The 15402-nt window shown below is 64.1% G+C and carries 13 protein-coding genes; 2 read left to right on the forward strand and 11 right to left on the reverse strand.

The window, feature by feature from the left end; all coding sequences use genetic code 11:
- Positions 1-13: 13 nt before the first annotated feature.
- Positions 14-913 (forward strand): nickel/cobalt efflux transporter, encoded by a 900-nt coding sequence (locus I0K15_RS07820; RefSeq protein WP_230374342.1) that lies wholly within the window; start codon positions 14-16, stop codon positions 911-913.
- Positions 914-1281: 368 nt separating this feature from the next.
- On the opposite strand, the gene I0K15_RS07825 is transcribed toward I0K15_RS07820, so the two are convergent.
- From I0K15_RS07825 to I0K15_RS07875, 11 genes are all read right to left on the reverse strand, one after another.
- Positions 1282-2247, reverse strand: a complete 966-nt coding sequence (locus I0K15_RS07825; protein WP_196104887.1) for an ABC transporter substrate-binding protein — start codon at positions 2245-2247, stop codon at positions 1282-1284.
- Positions 2244-3182: an ABC transporter substrate-binding protein gene (locus tag I0K15_RS07830; RefSeq protein ID WP_230374343.1), complete on the reverse strand. Its 939-nt coding sequence runs from the start codon at positions 3180-3182 to the stop codon at positions 2244-2246. The genes I0K15_RS07825 and I0K15_RS07830 overlap by 4 nt, the downstream gene beginning before the upstream one ends.
- Before the next feature lie 76 nt (positions 3183-3258).
- Positions 3259-4230 carry an ABC transporter substrate-binding protein gene (locus tag I0K15_RS07835; protein WP_196104889.1) on the reverse strand — a complete coding sequence of 324 codons (972 nt, stop codon included), beginning with the start codon at positions 4228-4230 and terminating at the stop codon, positions 3259-3261.
- Positions 4231-4288: 58 nt separating this feature from the next.
- On the reverse strand, positions 4289-5230 hold the full coding sequence (locus I0K15_RS07840) for an ABC transporter substrate-binding protein (protein ID WP_196104890.1): 942 nt from the start codon (positions 5228-5230) through the stop codon (positions 4289-4291).
- 25 nt (positions 5231-5255) lie between these two features.
- A complete protein-coding gene (locus I0K15_RS07845) occupies positions 5256-6215 on the reverse strand; it encodes an ABC transporter substrate-binding protein (RefSeq protein WP_230374344.1) in 960 nt (319 codons plus the stop codon).
- Positions 6216-6252: 37 nt separating this feature from the next.
- Positions 6253-7212 (reverse strand): sucrase ferredoxin, encoded by a 960-nt coding sequence (locus I0K15_RS07850; RefSeq protein WP_196104892.1) that lies wholly within the window; start codon positions 7210-7212, stop codon positions 6253-6255.
- Positions 7209-8258, reverse strand: coding sequence for a FecCD family ABC transporter permease (locus tag I0K15_RS07855; protein WP_196104893.1), 1050 nt, complete (start codon positions 8256-8258; stop codon positions 7209-7211). Before I0K15_RS07855 ends, I0K15_RS07850 begins: the two co-directional genes overlap by 4 nt.
- Positions 8255-9241 (reverse strand): FecCD family ABC transporter permease, encoded by a 987-nt coding sequence (locus I0K15_RS07860; RefSeq protein ID WP_196104894.1) that lies wholly within the window; start codon positions 9239-9241, stop codon positions 8255-8257. Before I0K15_RS07860 ends, I0K15_RS07855 begins: the two co-directional genes overlap by 4 nt.
- The gene (locus I0K15_RS07865; RefSeq protein ID WP_230374345.1) at positions 9238-10032 is read right to left on the reverse strand and encodes an ABC transporter ATP-binding protein; all 795 of its coding nucleotides are present in this window, start codon (positions 10030-10032) and stop codon (positions 9238-9240) included. The genes I0K15_RS07860 and I0K15_RS07865 overlap by 4 nt, the downstream gene beginning before the upstream one ends.
- Positions 10033-10254: 222 nt before the next feature.
- On the reverse strand, positions 10255-11259 hold the full coding sequence (locus tag I0K15_RS07870; RefSeq protein WP_196104895.1) for a translation-associated GTPase: 1005 nt from the start codon (positions 11257-11259) through the stop codon (positions 10255-10257).
- 94 nt (positions 11260-11353) lie between these two features.
- Positions 11354-11770, reverse strand: coding sequence for a hypothetical protein (locus I0K15_RS07875; protein ID WP_196104896.1), 417 nt, complete (start codon positions 11768-11770; stop codon positions 11354-11356).
- A 458-nt stretch (positions 11771-12228) separates the two neighbouring features.
- On the opposite strand from I0K15_RS07875, the gene I0K15_RS07880 reads away from it, so the two are divergent.
- The gene (locus tag I0K15_RS07880; protein WP_196104897.1) at positions 12229-15384 is read left to right on the forward strand and encodes an RCC1 domain-containing protein; all 3156 of its coding nucleotides are present in this window, start codon (positions 12229-12231) and stop codon (positions 15382-15384) included.
- Positions 15385-15402 lie beyond the last annotated feature (18 nt).

Consider the following 15402-nt stretch of genomic DNA (forward strand, 5'->3'; position numbering starts at 1 on the left):
AAGGAGCGCCGCCATGAGCTTGACCGACATGATCGAGGCCGGGAGCGCCAACCCCATTTTGTTGTTCGCGTTCGCGCTCATTCTCGGGGCGCTCCATGGGCTGGAGCCGGGGCATTCGAAGACCATGATGGCGGCCTACATCATTGCGGTCCATGGAACGGTGAAACAAGCCATCCTGCTCGGTATCTCGGCCGCGTTCAGCCACTCGATCATCGTGTGGGTTCTGGCGCTTATCGCGCTGACCGTCGGAAACGAGATGATCGGCGAAGAGCTTGAGCCCTGGTTCATGATCGTCTCGGGCCTTCTCGTCCTGGGTATCGCCGGTTGGATGTTGTGGCAGGTGATGCGCCCGAAAAGCGGGCACCATCATCATGAACACGAACACGAGCATGACCGTGAAGGTCACCATCACCACCAGGCACACGACCATCACCACGCCCACGATCGCGGCACACATCCTCATGGCCACCACGAGCATACGGCAGCCCAGAGCGTAGCGGCGGAACTCGACGATCCGAAGATGGATGCCCACGCGCGCGCCCACGCCTCCGAAATCCGCGCGCGGCTCGCTGACGGGCGAACGGGGACCTGGCAAACGATCCTCTTCGGGCTCTCGGGCGGGCTCATCCCATGTCCCGCAGCGATAACGGTCTTCATCCTGTGCCTTCACCTGGGACAACTGGCCCTGGGGATCACTCTGGTCAGTGCATTCTCGATCGGCCTTGCGATCACGCTGGTCGCCATCGGCATCGTGGCCGCAGTCGGCCTGCGTGTCGTCTCAGCTCGGACGTCGCGCTTCGAAGGCCTGTTTCAGGCAGCTCCCTGGATCTCTGCCGCCTTGATCGCTGCCATCGGCATGCTGATCATCTGGTCCGGCCTGTCGCATCTGCATGTGCTGCCGCACTCGCATTGATGAGATGCCGCACGCATAATATTTCTTTCTTTCTGATGGGCGGCCACGGAGATAGTAGCTTAACTTATAGAGGAAGCTGAATTGTCGCAGATCATCTTGTGCGGCCGAAGCCAGTAGAGTTCTGGCCAATGTTGAAATCGTCATCGAAGAATGGCGAGTTTCTCTCGATCAGTGCGCGTCAGCACTTCTGCATTTTCCAAGAAGGACTGCAGGCTGGAGTGTAGTCGAAGCATTCGGGTGCCGTCGCGAATAGTAGCTGAAGGCAGTGGGTTCTGCAGGAATTTACGCTGGCTTCGAGAGGCGCAGTTGTGCATCGCAGGGTTCATGAAGGGCTTTCAAGGCAACTCTTCCAGACCGACCACGAGCAGTTAGTCTGGAAGGTTCCTCGCCATATGCGTTGTCGCGAGATGCACGGTGGTATTGAGCTCAGCAAAAGAGAAGCCGCCGGCATATTCGCGCGGCAGCACGATGTAGCGGCCCTCTACGCAGGCGCTCAGCATCTCGCACCATGCCGGAAACACCTCAGCCATTCGAGCCGCAGGATCGGCCAGCGTGTCGCCGTAGGCGATGGTGTAGGTGTCGAACAGGAAGTCGGCGTCGAGATCGGAGAGCACTTCCGGGCTGACGATTTCGCCCCAGACCACACCGCGATCAGCCATCTCCTGCGCTAGGGGAACGCGCTCCAGACCGAGTTGTCCGAGGATATGCGTCAGGCCACCATAGCCTGCAAAGACGTTGAGCTCGCCCTCCCAACCCTGGATCTTGGCGTAGGTTGCGCCGCTCACATCGGGGAGGGCCATCCGCGCCCGCTCCAACGTTGCCTCGAAGGCGGCGTTCATCCGCTCCCATGTTGCCAGGCGTCCGGCGGCATCCGCGACACCGCGGGGAAAGGCGAGCGGGTCCTCGACGTCGTTGGGGATGAAGACGGTGGGGGCGATCGCCTCGAACTTGTCCCGCGTCTCCAACTCCCACTCGCGGCCGATAATCAGATCGGGCTCGAGAGCTGCGATCGCCTCGAAGTCCATGGCATCGAAGGTCCCGATATATCCGATGCCGGAGTTCTCGAAGTCCAGCCCGTGGACAAGGCGCACGCCGCGCATGAAGGGCCCGTTATCGCCCAACCGCCCGTGGCTGCCGACAACCGGCGCTCCGATCTCTACGAGGGTGAGTGTGACCTGCTGATCATGCAGTCCGACGATCCGCTGCGGGCTCGCTGGAATGCAGGCGGTTCCGCCGAGATGCGAGAACGCACGCTCGCCATCAGCGCAGTCCTGTGCTTGCGCCGGAGTGGCGATCAGGAAAACGGAGGCAACGAAGAGAGCAGCCCGCATCATGGTCTTGTCCCTCCGGCTGAACCCATGTCGGGCTGCGCATAGGGGTTCGAGAGGAGTGTGGTCAGTGCGAAGATCGCGGCGCCCACGGCGTCATAGGACGGTGTCGTCAGCTCCTCCCGCGGCAGAACGATGTGACGCCCCTCGCGGCAAGCGGTCAAAGCGTTGCAGAAACCTGGAAACACATCCTCAAGCCCGGCAAGCGCGTCCTGCGGTGTCTCGCCCCGGTCCGTCCGGTAAGTGGTGAAGATCCAGTCCGCGTCGAAGTCCTGCAGCCGCTCGGCGGAAAAGCGCGGGCAGGCGCCACTCTCAGCCTCGGCAATGATGGACGACGGATCGAGGCCCGCGTCCTGCAGGATGAGCTCGAGGTTGCCATAGGGCTTGCAGGTCCAGAACTCGCCCTCTCGGCCATGTAGCACGCTGTAGGTCGTGCCCGCGGGGATCAGTCCGGAGAGCTGCGCGATCTGTGCGTCGTACCGGGCGCGGTTTGCGGCCAGCCGTTCATGCCGACCGAAGAGCTCGGCAAAGAAGGCCTGCGCGTCGTGCAGCGTGGCGTCGGTCTCGTAAGCGACGGTGGGCGCGATCAGCGAAAGCTGGTCAAGGCTGACTTCGTCCTGCCAATCGGGCCAGACGATGAGATCGGGCGCGAGGCTGGCGATCAGCTCCAGATCGACGGGAAAGTCGCCGATATAAACGATATCCGAGTTGTGGAAGTCGACGCCGGTGGCAATGCCGGACGCACGGATCGTGGGTTCGCCACTCTCCGGCATGGTGCCCTGGCTGCCAACGGGCATCACGCCGAGCTCGATCATCGGCACAGTGACATTCTTGGAGCCGAGCGAGACAACACGCTGTGGATCAACAGGGATCTCGACAGTGCGTTCGAGGTGGTCTGTGAAGACGCGCGTCTGAGCCCACGCGGGGAGGGCCAGAAGCATAGCGCAAGCAAGGATCAGTCGGGTCATCTTGGTCATCTCCGGATGTTGGACGAAGCCGAAAGGCGGGGGGGTGTGTTCATCCGGGTGGCGCCAGCCCTGGCCGGCCGGCCACATTGGTGACGATGTAGTAGATGTTGGCATCCAACGTTCGGAACGACAGCGCCACGTGTTCCAGCGGAAGGACGATCAAGCGGCCTTCGGCACAAGCCGTCATCAGGTCGCAAAAGCCCGGGAGCACTTCTTCGAAGGCGTCGAGCGTCGAGACGGGGCCCACTTGAGGTCCCTGATCGATCCGGAAGGTGGTGAATACGAAATCGGCATCCTGGTCGGGAAGCGTTTCGGCGCTTATTACTTCGCCATCCCAGGTCGAGCCGCGCGCCCGCATGGCCACGCCATCGCCGATCAGTTCGAAGCCGAGGTCGTTGAGCGCGATCGTGAGCGCACCGAAGTTGCCGTAGACATGCAGATCGCCGCCATACGCGGCGAGCTTGCTGTATGTGTAGCTATGATCGCCAAGCCAGCCACGCGCATCCTCCACAAGGGCGTGATAGTCGACGAGCAGGTCTTCGAACTCGTCGATCCGCCCCGTGGCGTCGGCGATGTCGCGATAGAGTTCCAGGCCGCTCTGGCTGTCGTCCAGCATGACCGTGGGGGCGATCTGCTGAAGCCGGTCGACGTGATCTGCGTCGTTGCTAACCAGACCGATGATGAGGTCCGGTGCCAGCGCGGCGATCGCCTCGAAGTCGGGAGCGCTTTCGTGGGTGAAGGCGATGTCTGAATTGTCGAAATCGATCTTCATGACCGTACTGACCATGCGCAGGTAGGGCGTGCCGTCCTCGGCCAGGGTCCCCTGGCTGCCGACTAGAGGCGCGCCGAGTTCGATGAGTGGCGGAGTAACCGAGCCGGAATACATCGACTGTATGCGCTGCGGATCGACAGGAATGTCGACAATGCGGCCGAGCGCGTCCTCATAGCTGCGCATCTCCTGTGCGACGGCAGGTAGGGCCAGCAGCGCTGCGATCGCGATTGTGCAAGCTAGCGACGTCATGAAGGCCTCCGGGTTTGGAGGCTGGCTGAGGCGCGTGCGCCCTGGCTCGCCGTTGAGATCAGTCGAAGTCGCGCCCGGCTGTGAGCGCGGTTAGGAAGTCGATGGACCGGTCGAGCGACGCGAAGGTGTAGCCCACGAGGATGTCGCGCTTATACCAGTAGACCTCACCGTCGAGGCTGCGCCAGAAGGGAGCGGTCTCGTCCCAGAGCGTCGTGAGCCTCGGGATCGTCTGGCCGAAGCGTGGAGCGTGGCTGGCAACCAGCACGTCGCCGTCGAACTCCGCCATCCGCTCGACGCTGATACCGTTCATGTTGTCGGTGGCGTCAGCTTGCACAGACGGCTTTGCGAAGCCGATATCCTCAATGACCTGCGCGATGGCGCCCCAGCCGGGGTAGTACCACAGCCCATCCTCCCAAATGTCGAAGCGCGAGACGGTGATGTCGCCGGGGTTGCCTATGATGTCTCGCGCCTCCGCGATCCGGGCCTCGTATCGGGCGCGCTCCGCCTCAAAATCGTCGGCGACGCCTGCGGCATCGGCCAGGAACTCCAGGTTCCCGAAGAAATCGAGCACATCGGGCATGAAGACGGTTGGAGCGATCGCGTTCAACTGGTCCGCCGCCTCCGACTGGTATGTCCGTGCGATGATCAGATCGGGGCGCGCCGTGGCCACCGCCTCTACATCCGGCGGATTGTGACTGCCCAGATCGATGAGATCCGCCGCTGCAACGACGTCCTCGCCAAAGATGTCTGAGGCGCCGCGCACGTAGCGATGCCCGTCTTCCGGATCGTCGCGCATGACGGTGGCGATGATGGGAGCATCGATATCCATCAGCGCGGTCGTGATCGAGTCGTCGCGCAGGGACGCGATGCGCTGCGGTACCTGTGGGATGCAGATAGATCCCAACGCGTGCTCGAACGCACGAAAGTCCTGAGGACAGTCCTGTGCGGCGGCAGGACCGGTAAGTATCGCGATGACTGCGATGGCTGCGATGCGGATCATGTGGTGGCTCCGGTTCCACGAGGGTTCATTCGACAACAAGCTCCCGGTTCAGCGTCGGATCGGTCAGCGCGGCGGCGACCTGATCGAGGCCATTCATCGCCTTGCCCCAAGCCGATCCGACCATCGCGATGCCGTTGAGCGCGATGATCTGATCCGCCTGCGCCACGGGCAGCACTTCGACGAGCGGGTGGCTCGTGAAGGCCTGATGCGCGTCGGAGGTGCCTCCGTCATCCGCATCGAAGACGAGTTGGAACATCACGTCCGCCTCATGCGCGCCGATCGTCTCCATAGCGCGATATTCGCGTTGCGTGCCGAGGTTCTGTTCCGGCTCGGGGCGCACGGGCTGAAGGGCGCGCAGCACCATGCCGAGCGCCTGCGTTGGGTTGGCCGGATAGAATTGATCATCCTCCTCGGCGTAAGTCAGGAACGACGTGGTGGTCGTCTGCAGCGCAGCGCCGAGATCGATGCGGACGGCCTCGGCCTTCGCCGCGAAATCAGCCTGCAACGCTTCGGCCTGCTCCGTTCGGTTTACGAGATCGGCGAACTGCATCAAGGCGACGTCGAGGGGCTGTTCGAACATGTCGATGACAACGACCGGCGCAATGCCACCAAGCATTTCGGGTGCTTCGGGCGGCCAGGGCGAGGCGACGATCAGGTCCGGCTCCATCGCCGCGATTGCTTCGGGATCGATCGGGCCACGGTAGGATCCGACCCATTCCACCTCGGACGTATCATAGCCGTCCATGCGCCGGAAAACGCGCGTCCCATCCGCCTGAACGTGCCCGAGGCTCGCGACGGGAACGACCCCGAGTTCCATCAAGGGCAAGAGGGCGTTCTGGTCGTGCAGTGAAACGATCCGCTGTGGGTCTACTGGAACACAACTTGTCCCGGCTGCATGATCGAAGCTTCGTTGCCCGTCGATGCAGTCCTGCGCAGCGGCCGCGAAGGGAAGCAGTGAAACGAGAAGCGGTGCGAGAGCGCGCATGGCTTGTTCTTTCGTGTCTTTCCGGAGCTAGCTGGGTTCAGGTGGTAGACGCTGGCGACGGCTGGGACCGGAGGATGACTTCGGTCGCGCGCCAGACGGTGCGTGTCTCCGGAGCCTGGCCCGAATGCAGATCCACGCAGGCACCGTGATCCGCTACCTCGCCACGAGCCAACGTGACCTCCGCACATCGCCCCGCCACCTCGACGTTGAAGCGAGGCGTGCCTTCCGGACTTGCAAGAATGGCGACATCGGCCGTTCCCCAGATGCCGACCTCGGCAAGGGCGCGCAGCCCGGCAACCTCGGCCACCTGCGCGATCGGGTCCAGTGATGATGCACCGCGATAGCAGGGGAGGTAGGGGCGATCCTCCGCCTCCGCAGCGAGCAGAGGGGCTGCATGGATGGGCGTGATCCGCCCGTATTTCCGCCGCACCGGCAGGACGAGCGCGCCTGCAGCAATGCGGCAGCCGCCCAGATGAGTGCACTCCCAGACGTCGAAACGATCCCCGGCCGCGGCAGCCAGCGCCTTGTAGGCAGCGAAACCCCATTTGGCGCAACACCGATCGTGAACACCATGGGTGCACACAAAAACCGTCGGTGTCCGGAGCGGTGTCGGGCCGAAGCGTCCAAGCTCGTCACCGGCAGCGATCGCGGCGAGGACGTCAGGCAGATCCTTGGGCACGACGTCGATACCGACGTTCTCCGGAAAGAGGAGTGCGCGAACCGTGTTCTCCGCACCATCTTTGCGATCGATAAGGTTGACCCGCCGACCGCCCGCGAAAACGGCCTCCAGCCCGTCTGCTACGGCCCCTTCCATCCCATCGGCAATCCGCAGTGAATGGCGCCAGCGCCCCTTGGGCCAGCGCAACCAGAGCGTTCGCTCCTGATGAGCGCCGATCCCCGCGAGCGGCGTGCCTGCCGCCTGGGCATAGGCGGCGCAGAACCGGTTCGGATCTGCGCCGCCCAACGTGGCCGGTGCAATGGGATCGGGCTTGGTCATAGCTGGCTCCGCGCCTGAGATCGCAGGATGAGCCAGACGAAGACCGGCGCTCCGATCACCGCTGTGACCAATCCTGCGGGAAGTTGCACCGGGGCAAAGAGCAACCGACCCAGAAGGTCGGCCGTGCTCACCATCAGCGCCCCGGCAGATGCGGAGAGCACGAGGTGCAGCCCCGGCCCGGACCGGGCAAGCCGCCGCGCGATATGAGGTGCGACGAGGCCGACGAACCCAAGAGGTCCGACTGCCGCGACGGCCAGGGCCGCGAGCGCGACCGATACGATCACCAGCAGGTTCCGGTCGCGCCGGACGGATGCGCCGAGCCCGACCGCTACGTCCGGGCCCATACGAAGCGCAGTCATGGGCCGCGCAGACCAGATGAGGATCGGCGAAAGAAGGGCGAGGCCGAGGGCGAGACTGCGCACCTCGCCCCAGCCTGCCGCGTGCACGGAGCCGGCAAGCCACCCAAGGGCCGCCAGCGCCCGGTCGATCTCGCCATAGGTCAGCAGCGCCTGCGTACAGGCTGATATGAAAGCAGCGACACCGATGCCGGTGAGGATGAAGCGCATCGTGGCGCCGCCCGCCCGTCTGGCGGAGATCGACAGGATCACGACGGCGACCGTCAGCGCACCTCCGAACGCCAGCAGTGGGCGCAGCGCCGGCGGCGTCTCAGGGAAGGCGATCAATGTCGCGACGACGGCCAGCCCTGCGCCCTGACTGACGCCAACGAGGCTCGGATCGGCAAGGGCATTCCGCGTGACCGTTTGCAGGATCGCGCCGGACAGCGCCAACAACGCGCCAGCCATCGCCGCAACCAGTGCGCGTGGGAAGCGGAACTCCCAGACCACCGTCGTCGCTGTGTCCGACGGCGCGACCCCGAAGAGGGTGGCGATGGATTGAACCGCTGTCAGGGGGAAGCTGCCCGACATCAGGGCCACGACCAGCACACCGAGGCTGGAGGACAGCAACAGCGCCACCACCGACAGCGCCCTCGCTGGCACGCGAAAGGTGAGGGGGCCCTCCAGCCGCTCCACAACCTCGGCGGTCATAGCCGCGCCCTCACGAGCCAAACGAAGAACGGTGCACCGAGAAAGGCGGTGACAAGGCCTGTCGAGATCTCGATCGGCGCCAGCACCAGGCGCGCCGCGATATCGGCAATCAGCATGTAGAGCGCGCCGGCAAAGGCGCTCCACGGCACGATGCGGCGGTAGTCCTGACCGATGAACAGCCGGACGACATGCGGGATGACGAGCCCGACGAAGCCCATCGGCCCTGCCACGGCAACCGCCGCTGCGGTCAGGGCGACGACCGCGAAAAGGACCGCGACTTGCAGTTTGCCGACGTCCACGCCAAGGCCCGTTGCCGTCTCCTCCCCCATGGCGAGCGCCGTGACCTGGCGGGCGCAGAGAAGAGCGACCCCCAGTCCCGCAAGCGCCCATGGCAGGGCCCAGAGCGCGGTCTCGATCCGACGTCCTGCCAGCGTTCCGGTGAGCCAGACGCGAAGCTGCTCGAAGCTTTCCTCGTCGATCAGGTGCAGGACGGAAATCAGCGCGCCCAGAAACCCGGTCAGCGCCGCCCCCGACAGCACCAGCGTGAGCGGTGTCGCGCCGCCCGGTGCGGCCGAGGCAACGCCCCACACCACCAAAGCGCCGCCAAGCGCACCAAGGGCCGCGAAAACCGGGATCGAAGCCGCACCCCCCAATCCCAGGAAGCCATGAAACAAAACGACCGCGAAGGAGGCCCCGACCAGCAGGCCGAGCAGCCCCGGATCGGCCAGTGGATTACGGGTGACGCCCTGCATCAACGCGCCGGCCACCGCGAGTGCTGCACCTACTCCGATCGCAACCAGCGCGCGCGGCATCCGCAGGTCGCGAACGACCACATGATCGAAGGTCCCCGCATCATAGGCGACCAATGCGTCCAACACTGTGCCGAGCGGGATGGTCTTCGCGCCCACTGCGATGTGCCAGCCAAAGGCGAAGGCCAGCGCCGCAAGTGCAGCGATCCAGGGAAGGGTGCGAACGGCAATCATGTCGCAACCTTCGGAATGCAGACAGGCCGCCCGCTGCCGGGATCGGTGAGCACCGTCGCGTCGAGACCGAAAACCCTTCTGAGCGTAAGCTCGGTGAAGACGTCGGCAACGCCGCCCTCCACTTCGATCCGCCCGCCGCGCATCATGACAAGGCGGTCGGCGAACGCTGCGGCGACGTTCAACTCGTGCATGACGATGACGAGGGTTCGACCCTCGTGATGCGCGATACGGCGCAGAAGCGTCATCAGCTCGACCTGCACCTTGAGATCGAGGAATGTCGTCGGCTCGTCGAGAAGCAGAATAGGCGTCTCTTGCGCCAGGACCATCGCGATCCAGCAGCGCTGTCTCTGGCCGCCGGACAGGGACTCGATGGGCCGGTCGGCCATGTCGGAGACATCGGCCGCTGCCATGGCAGCATCCACGGCCCGCGCGTCGTCACGCGACCATTGCCGCAGAAGCGACTGGTGCGGGAACCGGCCTTGAGCCACCAGTTCACGCACGCGCAGTCCTTCAGGCGCGATCGGCCCCTGCGGCAGCAGGGCGAGACGCTGGGCGACAGCCCGTGTGGGCAGGGAATGGATATCATCTTCGCAAAGCGTCACACGGCCGATGGACGGCTTGAGAACCCGCGCCATCGTCTTCAGCACCGTGCTCTTGCCGCAGCCATTCGGCCCGACGATTGCCGTCAGCGCGCCGTTCGGGATCGCGAGCGAAATCTCGTGGATCACCGGGGTGCCGCCATATCCCGCCGACAGGTTCTCGACCCGCAAGTCCGCCTTGAGATCGACCACAGGCCCCGCAGGAGCCCGCGGCTTTGGCACAACGGCATTCTGTAGGCGGAGATCCAACGGCGCGCCCTCAAGCCTTGCTTGTTGCGGCTGGCGTTCGGCTTGCCGTTCTGCAGTGCACTATATCTGAGTATATCAGTCGGATAAAGGCCCGGTTTTCAATCCACCTTGCTCGCCGATGGCCGCATGGAACACGAGACGAGGTGGTTGCAGAACTCCTCTCACCTAACGGGGTTGCCGCTGATCCGTCCCAACCACGTGAGCGCGCGCTGGAGCAGGACGCTGACTGTGTGCTGCGGATACCGCGAGCGATCCAAGGATCATCAGGGCGCCGAACCCGGTGCTCCATGTGATGATCGAGACGAATGGGAGCCACCCCGCTTCGGCTGCGACGGCTTCAAAGAGCATGCTGGTCAACGGCAAGGCTGCCATCCCGGCGAGGTAGTTCGTCGTCTTCACTCGGTGGATGGCCATGAGCGCGAGAAACATCGACGGCCCGCGCAAGAGTGTGCCGACCAGGATCGCGGCTACCCACAACGCCGGATCCAGCAGAACTGTTGGATCAGCGATCCAGGCCAGATCGTTCGGCAGCAGCCATGTCAGGCCCGGGAAGGCCTGGGATAGCATTCCCAACGCGAACACGGCGGCCAGCATCGCCCCTGCGCTTGCGAGAAGCATGGCTCCCGTAAGCGCCGCGCGCTGCCGCCGATCGTCGGTTTGGTTTTGGGGATGAAGCTCCGCAATCAGCGTCGAGAGCACCACGCACAGTTCCGAAAGCAACATCAGGATGAGAGCCGGATTACGGAACCCGCCCTCCAACGAGGCGGCCAGCAGCAGGAGACCCGCGAGGATGATGAGATGTCCAGGCAACTCCGCTCTCCGCGGCGTTCGCGACATCACCAGCCAGACGACGAGCACGCTGGTGGGAACCGAGACGATGGCGAGGAACGCCGCATTCGCAGTCGTGGTGTGGAGCAGCGCCGCCGTAAAAAAGGCCGCCGTTGCAACACGGAGGAAGCCGTAGAGCCATGTGATGGGTTCGCCCAAGGTGCGCCAGACCCCACGCGTCCGACCCGAGGCCAGCATCAGGAACAGTCCACCCGCCATCATCTGGATGAAGGTGAAGAGCCAGGGATCGAGCGCGAGATTGACCAGGATGATCCGACTGACGACAAGCAGGATTGACCAGCTTACCAGCGCGGCTCCAACGACCAGTATGGCACCGGGCATCGCGGGGTCTCTCAGGCTTTGAGCGCTGCGCGACAGACAGCGGGTCGGGCCGGCTTTCTCGAACCATCCGCCTTCATGGAGTGTGCGGCATGGCTCACAACCCGGCAGCGGAGCCGAAAGGTGGTTCCATCGCCATCCGTCCTGCGCAGACGGAGTGATCCTCGAACCCGCTTCCCAAACGGCAGGCCCCGATGACGAAGTCGTAGCGGGTCACCTCATCGCAGGGGGCATTCGGTGTCTCGAAGGTCGCGCTCACTGCGCCACCGGGCGGCACGTTCATAAAGGAACTGCCCTTGCTGCGCCCCACCTGCTCGTCCTCCACGAAAGACAGAAAGAAGCCGTTCACCTCGGTCAGGGGCGCGTCGGTCTCATTGGTCAGCGTCACCGTGATCGTGCAGTAGTATTCCCGCAGGCCCGTGTCCGTCAGGGTGAGCCGGTAGTCGGCCGCTGCGGTGGTGCCCGAGCCAAGGCCCAAGGCAAGCACTGCAGTCCGGATCAGCGTGTTCCGCATAGGGGTCTCCACTCGTCTTGAAGTTCTGTTTTCGGGGGCACCCGCCGGCTCAGCAGGATGGGCCGTCTGCATGGCTCTCGCATCCACAGCGGCGCGGAGCCCGTTGCAGAGAGGCAGTCCTCCCGCCGAGGCAGCGAGGGGTAGGGTTGGCATGAAGCGAAAGCCCGGGCTGTCCGTCGACGGCATGCATGATCTCCATCGGAGAGGGTGCAAACATGCCTTGGACTAGCCTGGGTCCCTCTAATCTGACAAATTCAGTCAAATAAGCAAGCCCGGCAGGTCTCATACTCCTGTTAACCGGCCACTGTCTGTTCCCAGACCGGGCCATCGGGCGTGATCCATCCTCATCATATCCCGATAGATTTTATCGACAATAACGCTGTGATGATGTAGCAGCCCTTCGGACCCAGCCCCAATGCCAGGCGATCTCGAAACGACTCTTTTGGGGGAGCTCGCCAATGGCGAATGACGTGGGCCGCGTGCCGAGTGGAATTCTGATCGGCGACCAGCGCAGGGATCAGATCCTGCTGGTTCAGGACATCGACGGTGATGGAGCCGGAGCGGGAGGTGGTGAGACCACCGTCTTCTTCGATGGTGAGAATGCCTCAGGGCTCGAAAGCCCGACGACCAACGTCTTTACCCTCCATCAGAGCAGTGACAAGTCGGTCTATTTCGGAGACGGCGGCAGTGACGCCGTCTACCGCCTGCGCGATCTGAACGGAGATGGAGATGCGCAGGACGCGGATGAGGCCATGGTTTGGCTCTCTGCGGCCAATGCAGCGGGACTTTCGACGGTGACGCCGAATGGCGTGCACGAGGGCGCTGATGGGGCGATCTACGTCGCGAATGCCGGCACAGCCTCCGCCCCGCAGGACGCCATCTATCGCACCGTCGATCTCAACGGCGACGGCGATGCCAATGACATGGACGAGGCGACGGTCTGGCTCGACGTCCAGACGGTCGTCGACACGGCTGTTCCCTTCGATCTCAGCTTCGATGGAGATGTCGCGTATCTCAGCGATCTCGCAGGCACTGCGACGGACGTGATCTACCGGATCGAGGACGTGGATGGTGATGGCGCGATCCAGGAGGACGAGGTCGCGGCCTATGTCACCGACGACATGAGCTTCGGCGCGCCGGTCGACATCGCGAACGCTGTCGGCGTGGACGGTGCGCTTTACACGCTGACCTGGTTTCCGGATGCGGGCGACATCGTGCGGCTCTATCGCCTCGCCGATCTCGACGGTTCGGGCCAGATCGACGACGCAGCGGAAGCGGTGGAGGTTTGGAACGGCGATGCAATGCCGGACGGCTTCGCCATCGATATCGGTTTCTCGGTTACCGCCGACGAAGATGACCGCCTGGCGCTGACTGCGAACACCTTCGCGGGCGACGGCAACGTCGTGGAGCTGACCGACCTGAACGGAGACGGGGACTATCTGGATGCGGGCGAGACGGCTGTCTTCGCCTCCAGCAGCTTCGACGGTCAGCTCGATCGCCCCCGCGCGGTGGAGTTCTATGAGGGCGCGTCCAGTCCCGCGGCGACAACCGTGGGTGGGGGTAACCACTTCTCCGTCTTCCTCGACCGGGCGACGAACACGCTCTACACGAGCGGGGAGAATGTCGTCGGCCAGCTCGGCATCGGCGCCACCGGTTTCGACGTGAAGACAACGGTGGAGGTCGACCTGCCCGAGGCGTTCGATGCCAAGATCGTTTCGGTCTCCGCCGGTCTGCTCCACACCACGTTTCTCACGGATGACGGCGACGTCTACGCCTTCGGCTTCAACAACAACGGGGCCTTGGGTCTCGGCGATGAGGAGACACGGACAGAGGCGGTGCTCGTCGAGGCGCTGGACGATGTCGATGTGGTCGGCATCGTGAACGGGAATGGCACGTCCTACGCCATCGCCGCCGACGGCACGCTCTATGCCTGGGGCTCGAATTCGAACGGGCAACTCGGGCTCGGAGATCGGGAGGAGCGCCTCACACCGACCGTCGTTGAGGCCCTGTCGGAAGAGACCGTGGTCGATGTCTCGGCAGGCACTTCGCACACGCTCGTTCTGACCGCAGATGGCCAAATCTATGCCTTCGGGAGCAACCGGGACGGCCAGCTCGGCGCGCCGGAGGGGCTGGATGCCGACGGCACGCCGCTTCGTCGGGTCGAGAGCCCGATCTTGGTCGAAGGACTGCCGGACAACGTGGTCTCGGTTACCGCGGATACCCTGACTTCATTCGCCGTAACCGCGGACGGGCGTCTTTTCGGCTGGGGCGAGTCCCGGACGGGCCAGCTTCTACAGGGCACTGATAACGGTGACGGCACCTTCACCGCGGACCCGGCGGACGTGCTGTCGCCTGTCGAGCTGACCGGTATTCCGGGCCATGTCGTCGATGTGAAGGCCGGCGCGCGCTGGGTGATGGCCCTGACGGCTGACGGTGACGTTTACGGCTGGGGGCCGAATGATGTGGGGCCGACCGGTGGTCTCGACGGTGACCCGGCGGCGGAAAGCGATGCGATCTTTTTCCCGACGCTGATCGCGGAGCTCGACGATGTGAACGTCGTGGAGCTTCAGACCGGCCCGAACTCCATCATCGCCGTAAGCGACACGGGCGAGGTCTTCACGTGGGGCTCCAATCCGGACGGGCGGCTCGGCTTCGCCACCGATGGATCGGTCTACACTCCGCAGCAGGTCGAGCTCGGCGGGCCGGCAGACCCGTTCCTCGTTTCCGCAACGCCCGGTGACAACGATCGCGATGTGTCAAACGATGCTCGACTGAAGCTGGAGTTCACGGAAGACGTCTTCGCGGGCACCGGTATGCTTACCCTCGTGAACCGGGATACCGGACAGCGGACCGAGATCGATATGACCGACGAGCGTCTCGTCACCTTCGATGGCTCCACAGTCAGTGTGACGCCGCCGGAGCACCTGGACGCCGATGCACGCTACGCGGTGGAGATCGATGAAGGTGCGTTCGTCGATGCCGATGGAAACGCCTATGCGGGCATCGCCGAGGGCGACGTTTCGACCTTCAACTTCTCGACCTCCGAGATCGAGGCTACGTCCCCCGATGATCTCAGAGGCGGCTTCGGCGACGACCTGATCCGGGGCGGAGCGGAGGATGATCACATCAGCGGCCGCTTCGGTGACGACATCCTGTCGGGTGGCGAGGGCGACGACCGCATCTTCGCGGGCTGGGGCGACGACTTCGTGCTCGGAGGCGACGGAAACGACCGACTGTCCGGCAGCCTGGGCGATGACGATCTGCGCGGAGGACGCGGCGATGACGAGCTGAAAGGAGGCTGGGGCGAGGATACCCTCTCTGGTGGTGCAGGCGATGACGATCTGCGGGGCGGCTTGGGAGCGGATGCCTTTGTCTTCGATGGCGGTCACGACACGATCCACGATTTCGATACCGGGTTTGAGTTCTGGTTCTTCTCGCGCCCGTCCGAGACCGTCATCGTCGACATCGACGGCCTCGACAGCTTCGAGGCGCTGATGGACACGGCATCGCAAGCGGGCCGCGACGTTATCTTCGACGTGAGCGAAGAGGACAGCCTGACACTCCGCGATGTCCGACTCGCTCACCTCGACGCAGATGCGTTCGACTTCGTTTGAGCACTTGTGACCGGGTCT

Origin of the sequence: Pontivivens ytuae (assembly GCF_015679265.1) — a bacterium.
In the GTDB taxonomy this organism is placed as follows: Bacteria; Pseudomonadota; Alphaproteobacteria; order Rhodobacterales; family Rhodobacteraceae; genus Pontivivens; species Pontivivens ytuae.